Below are 22,975 nucleotides of genomic sequence, written 5' to 3'. Positions count from 1 at the left end.
GCACCGATCGTCAGGAGACGGGCGCTCGCGCCCGGTTCGACCATGAAGAAATCTCTCGCCGCTCTCGGCCTTTCGCTGATGCTGCTGTCGTCCGCCGCGTTTGCGGTCCCGTCGCTGCAGCAGGTCGAGCAATCGATCGCGCAGCGCAACTGGCAGCAAGCCGACACGCAGCTGTCGCAAGTCATCGACGCGCATCCGAACAATGCGCATGCGCGCTACCTGTACGCCCAGGTGCTGGACCGCGAAGGCCGCGCGTCCGACGCGCTCGCGCAACTGCAGCGGGCGAAGTCGCTCGATCCGCAACTGCGCTTCACCGACGCGTCGCGTTTCGCGCAGACCGAATCGCGCATTCGCGCCGACGCCGCGCGCACCGGCGGCAACGCACCGTCGGCCACCCAGGCCGGTTCGTTGCAATCGTCGCTCGCGCCCGCCGCGCCGGTCGCGAAACACGGTCCGTCGACCGGCATGTGGATCGGCCTCGGGCTGATCGTCGCGATCATCGCGTTGGTGCTGCGCTGGACGTTGCGGCGCGCGCGCTCCGCCGACAACAGTCGCGCCGACGACGAACGCCGCACGCAATTGAAGCGCGCGACCGACGTGCTGAACGACATCCGTCCGCTGAAACTCGACGCGAAGCTGTCGACGGCACCGGGCGCCGCCGCGCTCACCGGCGAACTCGAAGGCATCGAGACCGATGCACGCACGCTCGTCGAGACGCTGTCGAACGGCAAGAACCCGGTGCCGCCGTATCGCATCGACGAACTCGAACAGCGCCATGCGAGCGTGAAGGCGCGCGTCGAGGGCCGCCCCGATCCGAGCGCGCAGCCCGCGGCGCCCGCGAACGGCGGCGGCTCCGTGTATGCGCAGGAAGCCGATCGCATGACCGGCACGCAAGGCCAGCCATATCAGCAGCAACCGTACCCGCAGCAGCCGTATCCGCAACAGCAGCCGCCCGTCGTGGTCCAGCAAGGCGGTGGTTTCGGCGGCGGAATGGGCGGGCTGCTGACGGGCGTGCTGCTCGGCGAGGCGATGTCCGGCGGCCGCGAACGCGTGGTCGAACGCGACGTGATCGTCGACGACCAGCGCCGGCGCCAGGAGAACAACGATCCGGGCTTCGACTTCGGCCGCGGCGACAGCTCGAACTGGAGCGACGGCAACGGCGGTGGCGGTGGCGGCGTCGATCTCGGCAGCAACGACGACGGCTGGACCGACGACAACACCTGAGCCGTGCACACGCGGGCGTCGACGCATCGCGCCGCGCCCGCTCCCTCACACCGCGCTTCCTTTCATTTCCGCTCGCGCCGGCCCCGTCCGTGATTTGTTAATCATTTCAAGATGGGCTACCGGCAATGGGGCACGTTCGCTATCATGCGGCCATCGGCGTGCCTCCGATCCCCCTCCGACCCGCCAGACGCTTCGCAGCCCTGCGCGTCGCGGCACGCCTCCCCTCGCCCAACCAGGAGAAAGCCGCTCATGAGCATAATCAAGGAATTCAAGGAGTTCGCCGTCAAAGGCAATGTGATGGATCTCGCCGTCGGCGTGATCATCGGTGGCGCATTCTCGAAGATCGTCGACTCGGTCGTGAAAGACCTCATCATGCCGGTCATCGGCGTGCTGACGGGCGGTCTGGATTTCTCGAACAAGTTCGTTCTGCTCGGCACCATCCCTCCGTCGTTCAAGGGTAATCCCGATTCGTTCAAGGACCTGCAGGCCGCGGGCGTCGCCGCATTCGGCTACGGCTCGTTCATCACCGTGGCGATCAATTTCGTGATCCTCGCGTTCATCATCTTCCTGATGGTGAAATTCATCAACAAGCTGCGCAAGCCTGAAGAAGCCGCGCCGGCTGCGACGCCGGAAGACACCGTGCTGCTGCGCGAGATCCGCGATTCGCTCAAGCAACGCTGAGCACTGCGCAACGCAGCATCCGCCGGGCCCGCCAAGTGCGGGCCTTTTTCATGGGCGCGCGCCGTGCGCGGCCTGTCTCACTTTTTTGTGACGCGCGAATGCACGCGCGGGAAAAGCAGGTCTATGATGGAGACTAAACGACAGTACGGGCGCCAAGACGCTGGCTGTGTCGATCATCGTGGCAAGCGGGTCGACGGGAGACATTGATCGTCGTACCGCACGAGTGCAGCATTTTCGTGTGCTATAAAGGATCGACATGCGGCGTACATAGCCGGGAGTGGGTCGCATGAAAGTGCCGCATTTCTTGCAATTGTTTTTGAGGCGAGTGTTTATGTCCTTCCCGAAAAAACGTCGACGTGCGCAACAGGACGGCCAGGAGTCGTTCCTCGCGGTATTGCGCCACTCGAAACCGTTCGCGCAGCTCGACACCAAGATTGCCCGCGCCCGTGCGCAGGACGAGCCCGTCCTCTATGCGCATGTGCTGCCCGGCCTCGACGTGCTCCTGTGCAGCGTACGCGGCGCTCAGCCGCCCTATCCGGCCATCGCCGAACTGCGCAAGCGCTGCATCGAATCGATCGCCAACGCACTCGAGCAACCGCTCGACGGCCTCGAGAACGGGGGGTACTGGTACGAGGCGAACGGCTTCGGCTTCCTCGTGTTCGCGAGCCGCGCCCGTGCGCGCATCCTGCCCGAATTTGGTGCAGGCACGAAGGCGAGCCTGCGCGGCGGCCTCGGACGCCAGAACGCCGGCGATACGACACCGCGCTCCCTCGGCTGAACCGACACCGACACGATGGGCCGCCTCCGGGCGGCCCATCGGCCATTCAGACTTCCCGCTTCACCGTCGCCGCGCGATCACCGCGCCGTCGCGCGCCCGTTGCCGGGCCGGACGATGTCGATGAACGCGGCGAAATCGGCACCGGCGAGCCCCTGCGCGGCGCCCAGCCGGAGCACCTGCTGCACCGTGGCCGACACGGGCATCACCGCGCCGGTGTCGCGCGCGGCGTCGGCGATCGCGTCGACGTCCTTCTGGAACGTGCTCAGCGCGCCGATCGGCGGATGACCGCCTGACGTCATGCGCGGCACGAAGGTCTGCAGCAGCACCGAATCGGCCCACCCGCCCGCCAGTGCGTCGGCCAGACGCGCAGCGTCGATGCCGCTCGCCTGGGCGAGGCCGACCGCTTCCGCAATCGCGGTCACCGTCGCGGTGACGATCGCCTGGTTGCAGAGTTTCGCGGTCTGGCCCGCGCCCGCGTCGCCCATGTGCGTGATGCGCGACGCGTAGGTGTCGATCAGCGGCCGCACCGCGTCGAGGTCGGCCGCGCCGCCGCCCGCCATTACCGCGAGCGTGCCGGCCTGCGCGCCGGGCACGCCGCCCGACACCGGCGCGTCGATCCAGCCGACGCCGAGCGCGGTCGCACGCGCCGCGTAGTCGCGCGTCGCCGCAGGCGGAATGCTCGAATGATCGACGATGCGCTTCAGGCGGCGCGCATTCGCATCGCCGGCAAGGAGCCCGTGCTCGCCGAACGCAACGTCGCCGACCGCGTGGCCGTCGAGCACGCACACGAACACCGTGTCGACGCGCTCGGCCAGTTCGCGCGGCGTGTCGACCACCTGCGCACCATCCTTTTCAAGCGCCTCGGCCTTGGCGCGCGTCCGGTTCCATACGCTGACCCGATGGCCCGCCGCCAGCAAATGCCGAATCATCGGCGCGCCCATCAATCCCGGTCCGCAAAATCCGACTTCCACGATGTTCCTCGTCTCCAATTGGGGTTGCACTTGCCGCCCATCATACCTATCACTCAAGAAGCCGGACACGCACGGCGCCGTCTCGGGCCCGCCGCTTGCGCCGGCGCACACACCGACATCCCAGGGAGCGCATCATGAGCGACCACGTCTACAAGCTGATCGAACTGACCGGTTCGTCGCGGCAATCGTGCGACGACGCCATCCGCAACGCGATCTCGAAAGCCGGCAAGACGCTGCACAACCTGCACTGGTTCCAGGTCACCGAAACGCGCGGCCACATCGAAGGCGACCAGGTCATCCACTGGCAGGTCACGCTGAAAGTCGGCATGCGCATCGACGACTGACGCACGCGCGTCACGCGCGGTGCCCTTGCCACCGGATGCGTGCAATGCGCATCCGCGCGGTGCCGCGCCCACCCGCATCACGCCCCTTTCAGCCCCTTCGCGAGGCCGGGCCGACGCGCGTCTGCGGGTATCCATCTCTTGACGCTGACTTTCGTTCATATTAAAAACCATATACCCACATCACCCCTCGATCAGCCCAGCCATATAAACTGGAGAAATCATGAGTCAGCAACGCGAGGCGATCGACACGTACCTCTTGCGCGTCTTGCACACCTTGTTGATGGAGCGCAGCGTCACGCGCGCGGCCGTCAAACTGAACCAGTCGCAACCGGCGATCAGCGCCGCACTGCGGCGCCTGCGCGACATCACCGGCGACCCGCTGCTCGTGCGCGGCAAGTCCGGCATGGTTCCGACCGAATACGGATTGCGCCTGCTCGAGCCGGTGCAGAACGCACTGCGCGAAATCGAGCGCATCAAGTTCCAGCAGCACAATTTCGACCCGGCCACGTCGATCCGCTGCTACCGGATCGGCTGCCCCGACTACCTGAACGTGCTGTTCGTGCCGACCGTCGTCGAACGCTTCCGCCAGGCGGCACCGAACGCGACGCTCGAGTTCCACTCGCTCGGCCCCGCATTCGACTACGAGCTCGCGCTGGAAGACGGCAAGCTCGACATCGTCGTCGGGAACTGGCCCGAGCCGCCCGAGCAATTGCACCTGTCGAACCTGTTCGTCGACGAAATCGTCTGCCTGATGAGCAACACGCACCCGTTCGCGAAGCGCGGCGGGCTCACGCTCGACCAGTACCTGAACGCGCCGCATCTCGCGCCGACGCCGTACTCGGTCGGCCAGCGCGGCGCGATCGACGTGCATCTCGCGCGCGAACGGCTCAAGCGTCACGTGGTCGTCACGCTGCCGTACTTCAACCTCGCGCCGTACGTGCTGGTGAAGTCCGACCTGATCTTCACGACGACGCGCCTGTTCGCCGATCACTACGCGAAGTTCCTGCCGCTGTCGGTCGTGCCGGCGCCGCTCGACTTTCCGCCTATGCAGTATTACCAGCTGTGGCACGAACGCTGCCACTACTCCGACGAGGTGCGCTGGCTGCGCAGCCTCGTCGCTGAAGCAACCCGCACGCTGATCGAGGCGTAAGCGCGCACGACGCACGCGCCGGCCATGCCGTCGCGGTGCGGCCCGGTGCGATCATGGCATGTGGCATGTGGCATGTGGCTGCCACGGCCGTCGCCGCACGCCCGACTCGCGGCGCGCGGCGCGACCTTCACATCGATGCGTCAGCGCGACGCCTCCACAAGTGCCTGCGCCAGCGCGTTGTGACGCTCGATGACCGGCGGCAGGTCGAGCGTCGCGAGCCGCCCTTCCCGCACCACCACCTTCCCGTTCACCACCGTGTACGCCGTCTGCGACGGCGCGCAGAACACGAGCGCCGCGACCGGATCGTGCAGCGCGCCCGCGAACAGCGGCTGGCGCAGGTCGAATGCGGCGAAGTCCGCGGCCATGCCGGGCTTCAGCGCGCCGATGTCGTCGCGGTTCAGCACCTTCGCGCCGCCCAGCGTCGCGATCTCGAGCGCCTCGCGCGCGGTCATCGCGTCGGGCCCGAAACCGACCCGCTGCAGCAGCAGCGCCTGCCGCACTTCCGCGACCATCTGCGCGCCGTCGTTCGACGCGGAACCGTCGACGCCGAGCCCGACCGGCACACCCGCGAGACGCATCTTCTTCACCGGCGCGATACCCGACGCGAGCCGCATGTTCGAACATGGACAGTGCGCCACGCCGGTGCCGGTGCGCGCGAACAGGCCGATGCCCGCATCGTCGAGCTGCACGCAGTGCGCGTGCCATACGTCGTGGCCGACCCAGCCGAGATCTTCCGCGTATTCGGCAGGCGTCATCCCGAACTTCTCGCGGCTGTACGCTATGTCGTTGACGTTCTCGGCCAGGTGCGTGTGCAGCGACACGCCGTAGTCGCGTGCCAGAACGGCCGCGTCGCGCATCAGGCCGCGGCTCACCGAGAACGGCGAGCACGGCGCGACGACTACCCGCAGCATCGCGTAGCGGCCTTCGTCGTGATAGGTCTCGATCAGGCGCTGCGCGTCGCGCAGGATGTCGGGCTCGCGCTCGACGACCGAATCGGGCGGCAGCCCGCCGTCGCGCTGGCCGACGCTCATCGCGCCGCGGCTCGCGTGAAAGCGCATGCCGATTCGCTGCGCGGCGCCGATGCTGTCGTCGAGCCGGCTGCCGTTCGGATAGATGTACAGATGATCGCTCGATGTCGTGCAGCCCGACTGCAGCAGCTCGGCCATCGCGGTCAGCGTCGACACCTCGATCATCTCGGGCGTCAGGTGCGCCCAGATCCGATACAGGTTCGTGAGCCAGCCGAACAGCTCGGCGTTCTGCGCAGCCGGCACCGCGCGCGTGAGGCTCTGGTACATGTGGTGATGCGTGTTCACGAGCCCCGGGATCACGAGGTGGCCGCGCAGGTCGAGCACTTCGTCGGCGGTATCGGGCAGCTCGGCGCTCGGGCCGACCGCGACGATCCGGTTGTCTTCGATATAGAGGCCCGCGTCGCGCAATTCGCGGCGCGTGTCGTCCATGGTCACGAGCACGTCGGCGTGCTTGACCAGCAGGGTCGTCGGGCGGGATGAGGATGGGTGCGGCGCGCGTGCGCCGGCGTGCTGCTCGAGGTTCATGCGTTCTCCGCGTCGTTCTGCCCCCGGGAGCCGCTCCCGGAGACCGTCACAAGGCCGTTCGAACGCTGATTCGCGGCACGCCCCGGTGCCTGCGTCCGTTCGAACGCGCTGGCCCGGTTACCCGGCGTGAATGCCGTCTTCGGGGTACGCGCGGGCCCACGGCCCGACGCGCACGGCCGGAGCATCGCCCAACCGCGCGCAACGCACAATGCGCGATCCGGAATACCGCGCTTCACGGTTTCGATATGGTACGCCGCACGCGGCCCCGGCAGACGCCGGAATCCCGGGCCGCCGGCGGCTTCCGGCGGGGCGTCGACAGCGGTTCATGCGCGGCGCATTATCTTTGATATCGCGCCCGTATTTGCGCGGGGAACCTTTTTACAATGCCTGCACGGCGCTCGCTTCAATCTCGCCGACGGGTATGTAGCCACGTGACGTGGAGCCTCGATCCGCCGCCCAGTCAATGGATCGAGTCGCCGCCGAACCTCGCATTCACACAAGGACAATTGCGAATGGGAAAGCTCACTACCCACGTACTCGATACGGCACACGGTCGCCCCGGCGCTGCCATCAAGGTGGACCTCTACGCGCTGGACGGCGAATCGCGCCGCGCGATCAAGACCGTGCTGACCAATAGCGACGGCCGCTGCGACGAACCCCTGCTCGAAGGCGCCGCGCTCGCCGCCGGCGAATACGAACTCGTGTTCCATGCCGGCGACTACTTCGCGTCGCTCGGCGTGAAGGTGCCCGAACCCCGCTTCGTCGACCGCGTCGTGCTGCGCTTCGGCATCGCCGACACCGCATCGCACTACCACGTGCCGCTGCTCGTGTCGCCGTGGTCGTACAGCACCTATCGCGGCAGCTGACACACGCATCGGCGCCCGCATCAAAGACAACGATCTGAGTCTGGAGGAGTTTCATGGAAGGCTTCATCACCGACTGGCTGAACCTCGCGCTGCGATGGCTGCACGTCATCGTCGCCATTGCGTGGATCGGCGAGTCCTTCTATTTCGTCGCGCTCGACAACAGCCTGAAACCGCCGACCGACGCGAACCAGCGCAAGCGCGGCGTGTTCGGCGAGCTGTGGCACGTCCACGGCGGCGGTTTCTACAACATGCAGAAGTACACGGTCGCCCCGCCGGAAATGCCGGATGACCTGCACTGGTCGAAGTGGCCGTCGTACACGACCTGGCTGTCGGGCTTCTCGCTGTTCTTCGTGCTGTACCTGCTCGCACCGAACACGTATCTGATCGACAAGAGCGTGCTCGACATGGGCCCCGTGGTCGCCGTCGCGTCCGCCCTCGGCTTCCTCGCGGCCGGCTGGATCGTCTACGACTCGCTGTGCCGCATCCTCGGCACCAACGATCGCGTGCTGGGCATCTGCGTCGGCCTCTACGTCGTCGTCGCCGCGTACCTCGCGTGCCACATCTTCTCGGGCCGTGCGGCATACCTGATCGTCGGCGCGATGCTCGCGACGATCATGTCGGCGAACGTGTTCTTCGTGATCATCCCGGGCCAGCGCAAGATGGTCGACAAGATGCTCAAGGGCGAAGAGCCGAACCCGATCTACGGCAAGCGCGGCAAGCAGCGTTCGGTGCACAACACGTATTTCACGCTGCCGGTCGTGTTCGCGATGCTGTCGAACCACTATGCGATGACGTACACGAACAAGTTCAACTGGGTCGTGCTTGTGCTGATCATGCTGGCCGGCGCGCTGATCCGTCAGTTCTTCGTGATGCGTCACCGCGGCAAGCAGCTGTGGTACCTGCCGATCGGCGGCGTCGCGCTGCTGTCGGGCGCACTGGTGTGGACGATGCCGAAGCCGGTCGCACCGGAAGCGCAGGCGGCGAACGCACCGAAGATCGTGATCAACGACATCATGCCGATCCTGCAGCAGCGCTGCGTCGAGTGCCACTCGTCGAAGCCGACGCTGATGGGCAGCGCGCCCGCCGGCGTGATGTTCGACACGCCGGACGAGGTGTCGAAGAACGCGCAACGCATCTACGAACAGGCCGTGCGCCTGAAGGCGATGCCGATCGGCAACGTCACGCACATGACCGACGACGAGCGCGTGAAGCTCGCCGCCTGGTTCGAGGGTGGCGCGGTCAAGTAAGCCGCCCTGCGCCGGCCGCCGGTTGGTTGGTCGGTGCAGTCCTCTCCGTTCGCGGGCCCGGAAACGGGCCCGTTTTTTTTGCCCGCGCGGAACGTGTCTCCCGCTAGCTCCGCATCGCGTCGCGCTGCAGCGCGACGAGCGCATCGAGCGCGCGCGGGCCGTCGTCGAACGGCACGAAGATGTGATCGTGATACGCGGCGGCCATCACGTTGCAGCTGATGCCGGCCGCGCCGAGGGCGCTCGCGAACGCGGCCGTCAGGCCGACCGCCGCGAGGTCCGAATGCACCGTCAGCGTGATCCACGCGGCGCGGAACAGCACCGGCCAGCCGCGACGCGCGGCCGTTTCCTCGTCGACGACGACGGTCATGCCTTCCGTTTCGCGGAACGTTGCAATCGCTTCGGATAACGATATGTCGGCATCGGCCGGCAGCGCGACGAACGCGAACGCACCGCGATGCAGTTCGGGCTGCATCGTGCGCAGCAGGATCGCGAGGTCGTTTTCAGGTTGGCTCATCGTGGTACGGCCCGGGAACCGGGCGTCGTGCGGTGGCGATGCGGGCACGATAGCACGCGATCGACGTCTTCGACGTAGCGGCAACGTCATGGGCCTGTGCGCGCGGCGAGCATAAAAAAACCCGCGCAGATCGCGCGGGTCTCTTCGGTGAAACGGTACTGCCGAAATGCTGCTCAGGCCGTCAGTGCATCCAGCGCGTCCTCGGTGAGCCATAGCGATTCCTGCAGGTCCTGCTCGTTCAGATTCAGGCCGTCGCCGCCGCGATCGACGACGATGAAGTCGCTGACGCCGCCGAGCGCGATCAGCGGGTGATGCCACACGCCCTTCGCGTAGTTCACGCCCTGCCACCCGCTCGTCACGAACGCGCGGATCTTCGACGGATCGAGATCGCCCGCCGGCGCGACGACGACGAGATACGGCTGGTCGTTCAGCGGCACGAACGCCTGGCTGCCGAGCGGATGGCGCTCGAGCATCTTCACCTCGAACGGCAGCGTGCGCGGCTGGCCGCGGAACAGATTGACGAGCGTGCGGCCATCTTCGTCGGTCACGTCGACCTTCGCGAGATCGTGAAAGCGGATCGTCGTGCCGAGGTTGATCGGAATCTGCTTCGCGCCGTCCGTTTCGATCACGTCGCCGAACGGCGCGAACGCGTCCTTGGTCAGCGGTTCGATTGCGAGCGTCTTCATTTGTCGAGCGTCCCCCACAGACGCAGGCGCGACACGCCGCCGTCCGGAATGATGTTCAGGCGCACATGGGTCACCGGGCCCAGCGATGCGATCTCGTGCTCGAAGTAATGCTGCTTGTCCATCTGCAGCTTCTGTTCGCCGAGCAGCACCGGCCAGAACATCGACTGCGTGATCAGCGAGCTGTCGGTGCCGCCCGACACGTACGCGGCCTGGATCGAGCAGCGGTCCGGATAGTTGCCCTTGAAGAACGCCGTATCGACTTCGATCTTGCGAATCACGCCGGGCTGCGCGAGCGCGATGATCGCCCAGTCGTTGCCCGGTTCGCGGCGGCGGCGGGTTTCCCAGCCATCGCCCATATTCACGCCGCGGCCCGGCAGCAGCAGGTTCGACGCGACGCCGAAATGCTGGTTGTTCGCGGCCACCACGTAGCCGCCGTTTTCCATCGCCGCGAGGTCGAACTGGTCGGTCGCGCTCGCGCCGGCCCAGTCGAGCTGCGGCTGACCATACACGCGCAGGCGCGCGATGCCGCCGTCCGGATAGATGTTTACGCGCAGATGCGTGAACGCACGCGCGTCGCGCGCTTCGACGTAGTGATGGCTGTTGCCCTGCAGCGTCGTCGACGGCACGATCTCGACCCATTCCGTCGCATGCGTCGGTGCGCCGTCGGCCACGTATGCCGCCTCGATCGATGCGGCCGGCGGAAAGTTGCCGGTGAAGTGGCTCGTGTCGATGTCGAAGCCCTTGATCACGCCCGGCCGCGCGAGCTTGACGATGCACCAGTCATAGCCCGTCGTGCGCTTGCGGCGCGTCTCCCAGCCGTCCATCCACTTGCCGTGGTCGTCGTACTTGCCGGGGATGAACACCGCCGGCTCGGGGTTCAGCATCCGGTCCTTCGGCGCGAAGAAATCGTCGCTGGCCTCGAGCGCCTGCGCACCGAGGCGCGGGTCGGCGAGGTTCACGTAGCGCCGCGTGAAGTCGGGGGCGTCGGGATCGAGAAGCGGAACAGCCATGATGTTTCCTTGTTTCAGTGATGCGATCAGCCGCCGCGACGCAGCAGGCCGTCGTGAGGTGTCAGGCGTCGATCAGGTCGTCGAGGCGAAAGCGCGCGATCCGGTAGATCTGGTCGAGGCTCGCGCGCAGTTCCTCGGTGCGCGAATGATTCACGCGCGACTCGAAGTTCGCGATGATGCCGTGCCGGTCGTAGCCGCGCACCGCGAGGATGAACGGGAAGCCGAACTTCTCGCGATACGTGCGGTTCAGCGTCAGCAGCTTGTCGAACTCTTCCTGCGTGCACTGGTCGAGACCCGCGCCGCTCTGCTCGCGCGTCGATTCGGCCGTCAGCTCGCCGCGCACGGCGGCCTTGCCGGCCAGCTCCGGGTGAGCGTTGATCAATGCGAGCTGGCGCGCTTCGCCGCCCGTCTCCACCGCGTTCGACATCGTCTCGTGCAGCGCGTCGATGCTCGCGAACGGCCGCTCGCCCGCAGCGACCTCGGCCACCCACGGCGAATGTTCGAAGATCCCCGACAGCGCCGCGACGAATGCGCTCGGCGCCATCGTGTTCAGTTGCTCCAACGTGTAACGCATCGCCTTCATGCTTTCCCTTCGTTTCGATGATTGGGCTGATACGGATGATGTTCACGCCAATGACGCGCGATATCGACACGGCGCGTCACCCATACGCGATCGTGCTTCTCGATGTGATCGAGGAAACGCTGCAGCCCGCGGAAACGCCCCGGCCGGCCGAGCAGACGGCAGTGCATGCCGATCGACAGCATCTTCGGCGCGTCGTCGCCCTCCGCGTACAGCACGTCGAACGCGTCGCGCAGGTAGTCGAAGAAGTGGTCGCCGGTGTTGAAGCCCTGCGGCGTCGCGAAGCGCATGTCGTTCGTATCGAGCGTGTACGGGACGATCAGCTGCGGCGACGTGCCGCCGCCCGACACCTCGACGTCCATCCAGAACGGCAGGTCGTCGCCGTAGTTGTCGGAGTCGTACAGGAAGCCGCCGTATTCCGCGACGAGACGGTGCGTGTTCGGGCTGTCGCGGCCGGTGTACCAGCCGAGCGGACGCTCGCCCGTCACGCGCTCGATCGCTTCCATCCCGAGGCGGATATGCTCGGCCTCGAGCTCGGGCGTCATGCTCTGATAGTGGATCCAGCGCCAGCCGTGGCACGCGATCTCGTGGCCGAGCTCGACGAATGCGCGCGCGAGTTCCGGATGACGCTCGATCGCCATGCCCACGCCGAACACCGTCAGCGGCAGCCCGCGCTTCTCGAATTCGCGCAGGATGCGCCACACGCCGGCACGGGAACCGTATTCGTAGATCGATTCCATGCTCATGTGGCGGTCCGGATACGCGGCCGCGCCGACGATTTCGGACAGGAACTGCTCGGAGCCCGGGTCGCCGTGCAGCACGCAGTTCTCGCCGCCCTCCTCGTAGTTCAGCACGAATTGCACGGCGACGCGGGCACGCCCGGGCCAGTTCGCCTGCACGGGATGGCGGCCGTAGCCGATCAGGTCGCGAGGATAGTTGGGATCGAGTGACATGGGTTCGAAGTGCGGCGAAAGCTTGCGGAAGTAATGGGTTCGCATCGACCCGCGCGGGTGCCGGAGGCCGGCCGCACGGGCCGATGCGATGACGGCCCAGTGTAGCGAAAACGTTCATACGCGCCCATACAGCGGCGCAGATAGTGCATGTCAGACGGCGTGTATGTGCGGTTGCGGCAAATTCGGGACCGGTTCCGACGCGGCGCTCCCGCTTCGCGCCGTGGCGGCGGCCGACGCGGGCGCGTCCTCCGGCGGGCTGAAACGCGCGAATTCGCCGTCGTAGCGCTTCGGCAGCGGCCGCGCATAATCGCCGCGCTTCGCGGTCGCGAGGCGCAGCGCGACGAGCGCCTCGGCCCACTTGACGGCCGCCGTGACGCCTTCCACGACCGGCGCGCCGATCTGCTGCTCGATCTCGTGCGCGAATTCGGCCATCCCGGCGCAGCCGAGGACGATCGCGTCGGCGCCGTCGTCGTCGAGCGCGCGCCGGCATTCGTCGACGATGATCCGCCGCGCGGCCGAACCGGGCCGGTCGAGTTCGAGCACCGCGACGTCGGTTGCCCGCACGTTGCGGCAGAACCGCTTCATCCCGTAGCGCTCGGCGAGATGCCACGCCATCCCGCAGGTGCGAGCGAGGGTCGTGACGACCGAGAAGCCCGGCGCGAGCACGCTCGCCGCATGCATCGCCGCCTCGGCGATCCCGATCACCGGCCCGCGCGCGAGTTCGCGCGCCGCATAAAGGCCCGGGTCGCCGAAACATGCGATCACATATGCGTCGCAGCCGTCGCGCTCGCCCTGCGCGATCTCGGCCAGAAGCCCGGGCGTCGCGAGCGCCTCGTCGTAATAGCCTTCGATCGACGGCGGCCCCATCGGCGGGCTCACCGCGACGATCTCGGTACCTGCCGCCGCGATTTCACGCGCGCAGCGGCCCATCGCATCGGTCATCCGCTGCGTCGTGTTCGGATTGATCAGCTTGATCTTCATCGCGCGCTCCTCAGGCCTTCGTGCTCACGAGCAGCCGGTAGAACACGAAACCGAGCCCCGCGCCGATGAACCACGAGAAGTTCGCGGCGGCCTGCCAGCCCGGCACCATCACGCAGATGACGGCGATCACCGCGGCCGGCAGCAGCGCGGCGAGTGCGCGGCGGTTCACGCCGCCTGTGTACCAGTACGTGCCGCGCTCCGACATCGTGTACAGGTCGTCGCGCACGAGCCGGCCGCGCTTGACGAGGTAGAAGTCGGCGATCAGCACGCCGTACAGCGGGCCGATGAACGCGCCGAGCACGTCGAGCGTGTAGTGGATCACGGCCGGGTTGTTGAACAGGTTCCACGGCGTGATGAAGATCGACGCGACGGCCGCGAGCATTCCGCCCGCGCGCCAGCTGATCAGCCGCGGCGCGACGTTCGAGAAATCGAACGCGGGCGACACGAAGTTCGCGACGATGTTGATGCCGATCGTCGCGATCGTGAACGTCAGCGCACCGAGGATCACGGCGGTCGGATGGTCGATGCGGCCGACCGTCTCGACGGGATCGGTGATGAGTTCACCGAACACCGGAAGCGTCGCGGCGGTGGTGATCACCGTGACGAGCGAGAACGCGAGGAAGTTGACCGGCAGCCCCCAGAAGTTGCCGCGCTTCACGTCGCCGAACGAGCGGCAGTAGCGCGAGAAGTCGCCGAAATTGAGCATCGGCCCGGAGAAGTAAGACACGACGAGCGACACGGCCGTGATCATCACCGGAATCACTTCCGCTCCGTGATACTTGACGCCGCCGAGGTTGATGCCGATGTTGCGCCAGCCCGCGCGCCACACCATGTAGCCGGCCAGGATGAACATCACGACGTATACGGCCGGGCCCGCGAAGTCGATGAACTTCTTGATCGTCTCCATCCCGTTCCAGAATACGAGCGCCTGCAGCACCCACAGCAGCATGAAGCCGGCCCAGCCGACCGCCGACAGCCCGAGAAAGCCATAGCGATGGACGTCCGCGTACGGCAGCCATTGCGGAAAGAATTTCAGCACGACGATCACGAGCGCGCTGGATGCGAGATAGGTCTGGATGCCGTACCACGCGATCGCGATCAGCCCGCGGATCACGGCCGGCACGTTCGCGCCGAGCACGCCGAACGTCGCGCGGCACGCGACCGGATACGGCACGCCGATCTGCTGGCTCGGCCGCGCGATCAGGTTGCACAGCCGGTTCACGATCGTGATGCCGACGATCAGCGCGATCAGCACCTGCCAGCTCGTCAGCCCGAGCGCGAACAAGCTGCCCGCGAACACGTAGCCGCCAACGCTATGCACGTCCGACATCCAGAATGCGAAGATGTTGTAAGCGCCCCAAGTCTGATTCTTAAGGGGTGCCAAATCTTCGTTGTACAAACGTTGACTGTAACCGTCCGGCAACATGGGCCCGCCGCCCTCGCCGCCTTCTTCCGCCGGATACGCACTGTCGTGCGCCACACTGAACTGAGCCATGACTTCTCCTTGACGCGGCCAACCAGCCGCTCCACCGTCATCAATATCGCTCCGGATCATCGCCCGGAGTCGGACTGGCGGCCGGCGGTGCAAACCGCCGGCCTGCATTGCTCTCGTCGTGTGGCGCGCGGCCGGATTCGCGTCGCCGCTCAGGCGCCGCCGAACACTTCGCGCAAATCGACCTGCCCTTGCGCGGGCCGGTCCAGCATCTTCAGTTCGACATGCTGCAGGTGGTGCGCCATCAGCGTCACCGCCCGCTTCGAATCGCCCGCTTCCAGCGCGGTCAGGATCTCGTCGTGGTCGTCGCACGAGCACGGGCTGCGCCCGTGCGATTCATACAGCGCCGACATCAACGTCGAGCGTGCAACGAGCCCGTCGAGGCACTCGCAGAGCGTCGCATTGCCCGTCAGCGCCGCGAGCGCCGTGTGGAATTCGCCCGACAGGCGGATCCATGCCGCGAAGTCGTGCCGCTCGAACGCCTTGCGTTCCTTGTCGATCAGCGCCGCAACGCCCTTCAGCCGCTTCGCGCCCGGCCCCGTCGCGAGTCGCTCGACGACCGCCAGCTCGATGATCCGGCGCATCTCGAACACCTCGTGCACGTCCTGCAACGTCGGACTCGCGACGAACGCACCGCGATTCGGCTCGAGATCGACCAGCTTGTCGGCCGCGAGCTGCGAGAGCGCCTGCCGGATCGTTCCGCGCTTCACCCCGAACACGTCGCAGAGCTGCGCCTCCGTCAGCTTCGCGCCGGGCGCGAGCCGATGCTCGAGGATCGCCGTGCGGATCCGCTCGGCGATCGCTTCGGGACCGGCAGCGCCGGACGGATGGGTATCGGAGTCGTTCATGTTCTGCATCGCGTGATGGTCCTCATCCTAGGACGGACATAAAGATTGTCAACAATTCTTTTCCCGGAATGCGCACAATCTGCGTGCATTCCCCTGTGTCAGCGCGGTGCGCGGCACACCAAATCCAGGCATGACAAGCCTCTACTGCTTTCCCATGGCGGCTTACGGTGTATACCCTTCCGGTCATTTTGTTGACAAAACTGGTGCACGCGATGCCGCCAACCCGATCGACGGTGACAAAAATTTATGACCGTTAGTTGCGCGTTTACTTAAAGAAAAAGGCGGAAAGCCCCGCCTTTCGATCGTCCCTGCCCGGCTCAGCCGAGATGCGGATAGTCCGACAGCGTAAGCCGGAAACCATGCGCATTCGCGACGAGCTGCGCCTGCGCACCGAACGGCAACGTCAGCAGGTCGGGAACGTGGCCGAACTGCAAACCCGTAACGACCGGAATGCCGACCACGGAGCGCACCTGGTCGATCATCGCCTGCATGTCGTAGCCGTTGTCGTACTCGAACGGCCGCGCACCCGTGAACTGGCCGAGCACGAGCGCCTGCTGGCGCGCGAGCACGCCCGACAGGTGCAACTGGTAGATCATCCGTTCGATCCGGAACGGCTGCTCGTTGACGTCCTCGACGAACAGGATGCCGCCCTCGATGTCGGGCATGTAAGGCGTGCCGACGAGCGATGTGAGGATCGCCAGGTTGCCGCCCCACAGCGTGCCCGTCACGTTCACGGTCTGCACCTGCGGCGCCTCGGCGATGATCGTCGTGGTCGGCTGCGACAACGTCCGCCAGAAGTGCTGCATCGTGAAATCGCTCGGCGTTTCCGCGCCGAAGTCGGCCGACAGCATCGGGCCGCCGAACGTCTTGATGCGCGCCTTTGCGTACAGCGCAAGCTGGATCGCGGTGAAGTCGCTGTGGCCGACGAGCGCGATCGGCTGGTCGCGCAGGCGGCGCTCGAGCCCGCGATAGTCGAGCCCGTGCAGGATGCGTGCGGCGCCGTAGCCGCCGCGCACCGCGAGTGCGATGTCCGGCAGCGCGCGCTCCGGATCCGCGAGGCGGTTCAGGTCGCCGGCCCGCTCGCCGTCGGTGCCGCCGAATCGCTGGAAGCGGCGTTGCGTCGCCTCGATGTTCTCGATGCGATGTTGCGAGCCGCTCAAGCGCTCGAGCGCGCGGTTGATCGCATCGGGGTCGTGCGGATAGCCGGACGGCGCCAGCAGGCGGATGGTGTAGGACGCAGCGGGCTGGAGGGACATGGCGAAAGGTATCGGGATCGTCAAACCTGCTTAGAGGGTCCGAACCGTCTCCGGTTCACGGATCCGTGCTGCCCGCCCCGCTCCGGGCGACGGGCGCGGCAGGGGTTACGGCGCGCCGGATTCGGCGTCGCGTGCGAGCCGCGCCTCACGCAGCGCACGACGGCGCTCCGCGAAGAACGACTTCAGCGCGGCGCCGCACTCGTCGGCGAGCACGCCGCCGGTCACGTCGGTATGGTGGTTGAGCTGAGGATTCGCGAACGCGTCGATCACGCTGCCGCACGCGCCCGTCTTCGGATCGGCGGCGCCGTAGACGACTCGCGCGATGCGCGCGTGCATGATCGCGCCCGCGCACATCAGGCACGGCTCGAGCGTCACGTACAGCTCGCAGCCGGGCATCCTGTAATTCTGCAAATGCTGCGCAGCCATGCGCAACGCGGCCATTTCCGCATGGGCCGACGGATCGTGCCCGCCGATCGGATGGTTGAAGCCGCGTGCGATCACTTCGTCGCCCCGCACGAGCACCGCGCCGACCGGCACTTCGCCGGCCGCGCGCGCCTCTTCTGCGGCGGCCTGCGCGAGCCGCATGAAATGCAGGTCGCGCGCCGACACGGGCACGGCTTCGGGAATGGGGGAATCGGGAGCTGCGGCCGATCCGGCTGCGGCGTCATGCAGCGCGTCGGCGCTCACATCGGCCCCGCTTCGGCGGACGCGTCGTCGAGCCCGCGCTCGCACAGACGTTCCGCGATGCGCCGGCAATAGTCGCGCGGCATCACCATCGGGCCGCCGCGCAGCGATTCGAGCGCCATGTCGAGGGCGAGGATCTTCGCCTGCAGCCGGCAGCGCGCGGCACGATCGCTGACCGCCTGCAGTTCGTCCTGCAGGTTGCGCAGCGCGCGCAGTTGCTCGACGGCCGGCGGCACGAAGCCCGCATTCTTCAGGATACGGTTGGCCACCCGCACCTCCTCGGGTACGAGCAGGTCGTCATCCAGCGCCTGCGGCGCGCCGGTACCCGGCAAATCGTCGAACTCGCCCCGCGCGGCGGCGGCGGCAATGCGTTGTTCGACCAGTGCGTCAAGCAATCTCATCAGTCAATCGGAACAAATGCGGCAGCCGAATTCTAGCAGGGTGACGTGCGTATGACAGGCCCTTCGAAGGTATGCTCGATATTGTGTTTTTAGGGGCCGAATCGGCGCGCAAGCGCGCCGATCGCCACGACTTGCCGCTGTGCTGCGCCGCAGCAGGCTCCGCGCCGATTTCGCGTCGTCTGCGCGGGCGACGTCCGGCCCTGTTTTTTTATTTTCGTCCGGGTCGATCAGCGTTCGTCATCCCACAGAAATCGCCGTTTCGCGACTGCCGGGTCATGCGGCGACCACGTGCGACCGCGCCTTCGGAAACGGCCGGAACATCATCGCGACGAGGAACGCGCCGATGCCGATCGCGAACGATCCGAGGTACAGCCAGCCATAGCTGCCCAGCGCATCGACGATCAAACCGCCCGCGACCGGCCCGGCCGCCATCCCAAGGCTGCCGGCCATCGCGCAGCCGCCGATCACGGTGCCCATCATCCGCAGCGGGAAGTTCTCGCGCGCGAGCACCGCATAGAGCGGCATCACGCCCGCATAGATGAAACCGAACAGCATCGCGACCGCGTAGAACCCGTCGAGCGTGCGCACGAAGTAATAGCCGAGCGCCCCGAGCGCCTGCGCGAGCAGCCCCGCCACCAGCATGCGTTTCGCACCGAGGCGGTCGCCCAACAGCCCGAACGCGATGCGCCCGCCCATGCCGGCAAGCCCCTCGACGCTGTAGATCGATACCGCGACGATCAACGGAATTCCGCACGTCACCGCGTAGCTGACCGTATGGAAGATCGGGCCGGAATGCGTCGCGCAGCAGAAGAAGTTGGTCAGCAACAGCACGATGAACTGCGGCGAACGCAGCGCGCCGCCGACCGACAGCGGCGCGGCCCCGGGCCCGCCGGCCGGCGCCGGCTCGGCGTGCGGCCCGTCGAGCGCGGGGGCGCGGCGCACGAGCAGCGACGCCGGAATCATCACGGCGGCCGCGAGCGCGGCGATCAGCAGCATCGACGTGCGCCAGCCGTGGCCCGACACGAGCCACGCCGCCAGCGGCGACATCGTCATCGGCGCCATGCCCATGCCGGCCGACACCAGCGACACCGCGAGACTGCGGTGCGTGTCGAACCAGCCCGTCACGCAGGCCATCATCGGCGCGAACACCGCGGCGGTCGCGCTGCCGACGGCCAGCCCGAAAATCAGCTGGAACGCGAGCAGCGACGGCGCTCGGCTCGCAAGCGCCAGGCTCGCCGACAGCAGCATGGCGCCCGTCACGACCACCGCACGCGTGCCGATCCGGTCCGACAGGCTGCCCCAGCCGATGCTCGCGAAGGCCATCGCGATGAAGCCGAGCGTCATCGCGGCGGAAATGCCGGTCATCGACCAGCCGGTGTCGCGTGCGATGGCCCGCAGGAACACGGGCAGCGAAAACATCGCGCCGATCGCGATGCAGCCCATCAGGCCGCCCGCGGCGACGATCATCCAGCGATAGCGGGAATCAGGCATCTGGCACCTCCTTTCTCTCTGTCGGTCAGGCGTTGATGCGGAACCGGACTGCGGACGCCGTCGCGAATCCGGTCGACATCGATACGACGAACGACGCGGCGTGAAATCGACATGCACGGCACATGCGAGCGCGAATCTCCGATTGTCTGCCGATTCGGGCAGCCGACAAGAGGCAGATCCGGACGAAGCTCGGCCACGCAACCGCCCTCGCTTTTCCGGAATCGGAAAGTCGAAATCAGAAATCGTTGGTTTGGGCGCGCGAGCGCGCTCACTACACTCGAGTCCTCTTGTCATGACAAGTTGACCGATGACCTCATCCAACGTCGTGCCGCTATCGGCGGCCCCGCTCTACGTGCAGATCAAGGACACGCTGCGCACGCGCATCCTCGACGGCACTTATGCGCCGCACAGCAGGATGCCGTCCGAGCACGAACTCTGCGCGATGTTCGACGTGAGCCGCATCACGGTGCGCCAGGCACTCGGCGACCTGCAGAAGGAAGGCTTGCTGTTCAGGCTGCACGGCAAGGGCACGTTCGTGTCGAAGCCGAAGGCGTTCCAGAACGTGACGTCGCTGCAGGGCTTCGCCGAGGCGATGTCGTCGATGGGCTACGAGATCGTCAACCAGTTGCGCAGCTTTCGCACCGTGAAGGCCGACCGCCATCTCGCGACGAAGCTGAACGTGCCGGAAGGCGCGCCGCTTGTCGAGATCCGCCGCGTGCGGCTGCTGAACCGCGAGCCCGTGTCGCTCGAGCAGACGTGGGTGCCCGCGGCGCTCGGCAAGCGGCTCGCGGGCGCCGATCTTGCAACCCGCGACATCTTCCTGATTCTCGAGAACGACTGCGGCGTGCCGCTCGGTCACGCCGACGTGTCGATCGACGCAATCCTCGCCGACGATGAAATCGTCGATGCGCTGCGCGTCGAGGAAAGCAGCCCCGTGCTGCGGATCGAGCGCCTGACGCACGACGCGTCCGGTGCGCCAATCGACTACGAACACCTCTACTTCCGCGGCGACGCGTTCCAGTATCGGCTGCGCATCGACCGGCAGAAGACGCACCAACCATTAAGGAATCCGCAATGAACACCCATGTACTCGAATACGACATCGTCGTGGTCGGCGGCGGCACGGCCGGCCCGATGGCGGCGATCAAGGCGAAGGAGCGCGATCCGTCGCTGCGCGTGCTGCTGCTGGAGAAGGCCAACGTGAAGCGCAGCGGCGCGATCTCGATGGGGATGGACGGCCTGAACAACGCGGTGATTCCCGGCCACGCGACGCCCGAGCAGTACACGCGCGAAATCACGATCGCCAACGACGGGATCGTCGACCAGGAAGCCGTTTATGCGTATGCGACGCACAGCTTCGCGACGATCGAGCAACTCGACCGCTGGGGCGTGAAGTTCGAAAAGGACGGCACCGGCGACTACGCGGTGAAGAAGGTCCACCACATGGGTTCGTACGTGCTGCCGATGCCGGAAGGTCACGACATCAAGAAGGTGCTGTACCGGCAGTTGAAACGTGCCCGCATCGCGATCACGAACAGGATCGTCGCGACGCGCGTGCTGACCGACGCGCAAGGCCGCGCGAGCGGCGTGCTCGGCTTCGACTGCCGCACGGCCGATTTTCACGTGATCCGCGCGAAGGCCGTGATCCTGTGCCGCGGCGCCGCCGGCCGTCTCGGCCTGCCGGCGTCCGGATACCTGATGGGCACGTACGAAAACCCGACCAACGCGGGCGACGGCTACGCGATGGCGTACCACGCCGGCGCGGCGCTCGCGAACCTCGAATGCTTCCAGATCAATCCGCTGATCAAGGACTACAACGGTCCGGCGTGCGCGTACGTGACCGGCCCGCTCGGCGGTTTCACCGCGAACGGCAAGGGCGAACGCTTCATCGAGTGCGACTACTGGAGCGGCCAGATGATGTGGGAGTTCTACCAGGAGCTGCAAAGCGGAAACGGCCCGGTGTTCCTGAAGCTCGACCACCTCGCGGAGGAAACGATCCAGACCATCGAGCAGATCCTGCACACGAACGAGCGGCCGAGCCGCGGTCGCTTCCACGCAGGACGCGGCACCGACTACCGGCACCAGATGGTCGAGATGCACATCTCCGAGATCGGCTTCTGCAGCGGCCACAGCGCGTCCGGCGTGTACGTGAACGCCCGCGCCGAAACGACCGTGCCGGGGCTCTACGCGGCCGGCGACATGGCGGCCGTCCCGCACAACTACATGCTCGGCGCATTCACCTACGGCTGGTTCGCCGGGCAGAACGCGGCCGACTACGTGGCCGGCCGCGATCACGCGCCGGTGGACGACCAACAGGTCGCGGCCGAACGCACCCGCGTGCTCGCGCCGCTCACGCGCGAGCATGGCCTCGCGCCGGCGCAGGTCGAATACAAGCTGCGCCGCATGGTGAACGATTATCTGCAACCGCCGAAGGTGACGCGCAAGATGGAAATCGGGCTGCAACGTTTTGACGCCATTATTGAGGATATCGAAGAACTCAAGGCGAACCACCCTCATGAACTGATGCGCGCGGCCGAAGTGCGCGCGATCCGCGACTGTGCCGAAATGGCCGCGCGTGCATCGCTGTTCCGCACCGAGAGCCGCTGGGGGCTATATCACCATCGCGTCGATTTTCCGCATCGCGACGACGCCGAATGGTTCTGCCACACATGGTTGCGCAAGGATGCCGACGGCGCGATGCGTAGCGAGAAGCGGCCGGTCGAGCCCTATGTCGTGCCGCTCGCCGACGACGAACGCAGCGCCTACGCGCACCTGCGCATCCGCGAACCGGCCGCCCTCGCGGCCGCCCTCTGACTCCGAGGAGCCTGACCGTGCCCCATACCCCGCAAGACATCTTTCTGCGCAGCAGCGCGCCCGTGACGATCGACGAGGATCGCTGCATCGCCGACAAGGGCTGCACCGTCTGCGTCGACGTATGCCCGCTCGACCTGCTCGCGATCGACGTGACCAAAGGCAAGGCCTACATGCAGTTCGACGAATGCTGGTACTGCATGCCGTGCGAACGCGACTGCCCGACCGGCGCGGTCAAGGTCGATATTCCGTACCTGCTGCGCTGACCCGACGGACCGCCCGTGCGTCGACATCGCGCGTGCGCCGATCATCCGGCCGCGCATGCTGCTGATGGATGAATCGTTCGGCGTGCTCGACACGCAGAGGCGCCGCATGTTGCAGACGCTGCTGCGCGCCATTGGGTCGCGGATCGGCGCGATCGTGTTGTTCGTCACGCCTCTTACGCATCGTTAAT

25 protein-coding genes are annotated in these 22,975 nt (G+C 66.6%); 11 read left to right on the top strand and 14 right to left on the bottom strand.

The window, feature by feature from the left end; all coding sequences use genetic code 11:
- Positions 1-42 precede the first annotated feature (42 nt).
- From HWX25_RS14210 to HWX25_RS14200, 3 genes are all read left to right on the top strand, one after another.
- Positions 43-1,224, top strand: coding sequence for a tetratricopeptide repeat protein (locus tag HWX25_RS14210; protein ID WP_175908877.1), 1,182 nt, complete (start codon positions 43-45; stop codon positions 1,222-1,224).
- Between the two features lie 249 nt (positions 1,225-1,473).
- On the top strand, positions 1,474-1,905 hold the full coding sequence (gene mscL / locus HWX25_RS14205; protein WP_034207569.1) for a large conductance mechanosensitive channel protein MscL: 432 nt from the start codon (positions 1,474-1,476) through the stop codon (positions 1,903-1,905).
- Positions 1,906-2,236: 331 nt separating this feature from the next.
- The gene (locus HWX25_RS14200) at positions 2,237-2,683 is read left to right on the top strand and encodes a hypothetical protein (protein WP_027784713.1); all 447 of its coding nucleotides are present in this window, start codon (positions 2,237-2,239) and stop codon (positions 2,681-2,683) included.
- A 77-nt stretch (positions 2,684-2,760) separates the two neighbouring features.
- Here HWX25_RS14200 and HWX25_RS14195 read toward each other — a convergent pair whose 3' ends face one another.
- Entirely contained in the window at positions 2,761-3,654 is an 894-nt protein-coding gene (locus tag HWX25_RS14195) for an NAD(P)-dependent oxidoreductase (protein WP_175908876.1), read from the bottom strand.
- A gap of 134 nt (positions 3,655-3,788) precedes the next feature.
- Between HWX25_RS14195 and HWX25_RS14190 the strand changes: the two genes are divergently transcribed.
- Positions 3,789-3,998, top strand: a complete 210-nt coding sequence (locus HWX25_RS14190) for a dodecin (protein ID WP_006755984.1) — start codon at positions 3,789-3,791, stop codon at positions 3,996-3,998.
- Between the two features lie 220 nt (positions 3,999-4,218).
- The gene (locus HWX25_RS14185) at positions 4,219-5,148 is read left to right on the top strand and encodes a LysR substrate-binding domain-containing protein (protein ID WP_006762467.1); all 930 of its coding nucleotides are present in this window, start codon (positions 4,219-4,221) and stop codon (positions 5,146-5,148) included.
- A gap of 140 nt (positions 5,149-5,288) precedes the next feature.
- Here the strand turns inward: HWX25_RS14185 and HWX25_RS14180 are convergent, their stop codons facing one another.
- Entirely contained in the window at positions 5,289-6,701 is a 1,413-nt protein-coding gene (locus tag HWX25_RS14180) for an 8-oxoguanine deaminase (protein WP_059529598.1), read from the bottom strand.
- 512 nt (positions 6,702-7,213) lie between these two features.
- On the opposite strand from HWX25_RS14180, the gene uraH reads away from it, so the two are divergent.
- Both uraH and HWX25_RS14170 read left to right on the top strand, forming a co-directional pair.
- Positions 7,214-7,567: a hydroxyisourate hydrolase gene (gene uraH / locus HWX25_RS14175; RefSeq protein WP_011657188.1), complete on the top strand. Its 354-nt coding sequence runs from the start codon at positions 7,214-7,216 to the stop codon at positions 7,565-7,567.
- 53 nt (positions 7,568-7,620) lie between these two features.
- Positions 7,621-8,814 carry a urate hydroxylase PuuD gene (locus tag HWX25_RS14170; RefSeq protein WP_059698607.1) on the top strand — a complete coding sequence of 398 codons (1,194 nt, stop codon included), beginning with the start codon at positions 7,621-7,623 and terminating at the stop codon, positions 8,812-8,814.
- A gap of 103 nt (positions 8,815-8,917) precedes the next feature.
- Here HWX25_RS14170 and HWX25_RS14165 read toward each other — a convergent pair whose 3' ends face one another.
- From HWX25_RS14165 to HWX25_RS14110, 12 genes are all read right to left on the bottom strand, one after another.
- The gene (locus tag HWX25_RS14165) at positions 8,918-9,328 is read right to left on the bottom strand and encodes an ACT domain-containing protein (RefSeq protein WP_059698608.1); all 411 of its coding nucleotides are present in this window, start codon (positions 9,326-9,328) and stop codon (positions 8,918-8,920) included.
- A 173-nt stretch (positions 9,329-9,501) separates the two neighbouring features.
- The gene (locus tag HWX25_RS14160) at positions 9,502-10,014 is read right to left on the bottom strand and encodes an ureidoglycolate lyase (protein ID WP_059529590.1); all 513 of its coding nucleotides are present in this window, start codon (positions 10,012-10,014) and stop codon (positions 9,502-9,504) included.
- Positions 10,011-11,024, bottom strand: a complete 1,014-nt coding sequence (gene alc / locus HWX25_RS14155) for an allantoicase (protein WP_059817694.1) — start codon at positions 11,022-11,024, stop codon at positions 10,011-10,013. Before alc ends, HWX25_RS14160 begins: the two co-directional genes overlap by 4 nt.
- Positions 11,025-11,085: 61 nt before the next feature.
- Positions 11,086-11,607: a 2-oxo-4-hydroxy-4-carboxy-5-ureidoimidazoline decarboxylase gene (gene uraD, locus HWX25_RS14150; protein ID WP_059693513.1), complete on the bottom strand. Its 522-nt coding sequence runs from the start codon at positions 11,605-11,607 to the stop codon at positions 11,086-11,088.
- Entirely contained in the window at positions 11,604-12,557 is a 954-nt protein-coding gene (gene puuE, locus HWX25_RS14145; RefSeq protein WP_175908875.1) for an allantoinase PuuE, read from the bottom strand. Before puuE ends, uraD begins: the two co-directional genes overlap by 4 nt.
- Before the next feature lie 150 nt (positions 12,558-12,707).
- Positions 12,708-13,538 carry an aspartate/glutamate racemase family protein gene (locus tag HWX25_RS14140; protein ID WP_175908874.1) on the bottom strand — a complete coding sequence of 277 codons (831 nt, stop codon included), beginning with the start codon at positions 13,536-13,538 and terminating at the stop codon, positions 12,708-12,710.
- 10 nt (positions 13,539-13,548) lie between these two features.
- Positions 13,549-15,033, bottom strand: a complete 1,485-nt coding sequence (locus tag HWX25_RS14135) for an NCS1 family nucleobase:cation symporter-1 (RefSeq protein ID WP_059817697.1) — start codon at positions 15,031-15,033, stop codon at positions 13,549-13,551.
- 149 nt (positions 15,034-15,182) lie between these two features.
- Positions 15,183-15,887, bottom strand: a complete 705-nt coding sequence (locus HWX25_RS14130) for a GntR family transcriptional regulator (protein ID WP_059599950.1) — start codon at positions 15,885-15,887, stop codon at positions 15,183-15,185.
- A gap of 308 nt (positions 15,888-16,195) precedes the next feature.
- Positions 16,196-17,134, bottom strand: a complete 939-nt coding sequence (gene ldcA / locus HWX25_RS14125; RefSeq protein ID WP_059529569.1) for a muramoyltetrapeptide carboxypeptidase — start codon at positions 17,132-17,134, stop codon at positions 16,196-16,198.
- 105 nt (positions 17,135-17,239) lie between these two features.
- Positions 17,240-17,821, bottom strand: a complete 582-nt coding sequence (gene tadA, locus HWX25_RS14120; RefSeq protein ID WP_175908873.1) for a tRNA adenosine(34) deaminase TadA — start codon at positions 17,819-17,821, stop codon at positions 17,240-17,242.
- Positions 17,818-18,219: a DnaJ family domain-containing protein gene (locus tag HWX25_RS14115; RefSeq protein WP_009694817.1), complete on the bottom strand. Its 402-nt coding sequence runs from the start codon at positions 18,217-18,219 to the stop codon at positions 17,818-17,820. Before HWX25_RS14115 ends, tadA begins: the two co-directional genes overlap by 4 nt.
- 273 nt (positions 18,220-18,492) lie before the next feature.
- Complete coding sequence (locus tag HWX25_RS14110) at positions 18,493-19,710, bottom strand: MFS transporter (RefSeq protein WP_175908872.1); 1,218 nt, start codon at positions 19,708-19,710, stop codon at positions 18,493-18,495.
- Between the two features lie 307 nt (positions 19,711-20,017).
- On the opposite strand from HWX25_RS14110, the gene HWX25_RS14105 reads away from it, so the two are divergent.
- The 4 genes from HWX25_RS14105 (at position 20,018) to HWX25_RS33725 (ending at position 22,974) form a co-directional block, all read left to right on the top strand.
- Positions 20,018-20,788, top strand: coding sequence for a GntR family transcriptional regulator (locus tag HWX25_RS14105; protein WP_059529561.1), 771 nt, complete (start codon positions 20,018-20,020; stop codon positions 20,786-20,788).
- Positions 20,785-22,524, top strand: a complete 1,740-nt coding sequence (locus HWX25_RS14100) for a fumarate reductase/succinate dehydrogenase flavoprotein subunit (RefSeq protein ID WP_175908871.1) — start codon at positions 20,785-20,787, stop codon at positions 22,522-22,524. Before HWX25_RS14105 ends, HWX25_RS14100 begins: the two co-directional genes overlap by 4 nt.
- A 17-nt stretch (positions 22,525-22,541) precedes the next feature.
- Positions 22,542-22,787 (top strand): ferredoxin family protein, encoded by a 246-nt coding sequence (locus HWX25_RS14095; RefSeq protein WP_059529554.1) that lies wholly within the window; start codon positions 22,542-22,544, stop codon positions 22,785-22,787.
- Positions 22,788-22,851: 64 nt separating this feature from the next.
- Entirely contained in the window at positions 22,852-22,974 is a 123-nt protein-coding gene (locus HWX25_RS33725; RefSeq protein ID WP_279610115.1) for a hypothetical protein, read from the top strand.
- The last annotated feature ends 1 nt before the right edge of the window (position 22,975 follow it).

Origin of the sequence: Burkholderia sp. BCC1640, from assembly GCF_902833125.1 — a bacterium.
Taxonomy (GTDB): domain Bacteria; phylum Pseudomonadota; class Gammaproteobacteria; order Burkholderiales; family Burkholderiaceae; genus Burkholderia; species Burkholderia diffusa.
Note: the sequence above shows the minus strand (reverse complement) of the source record. Positions and strands in the feature narration are given on the sequence as shown.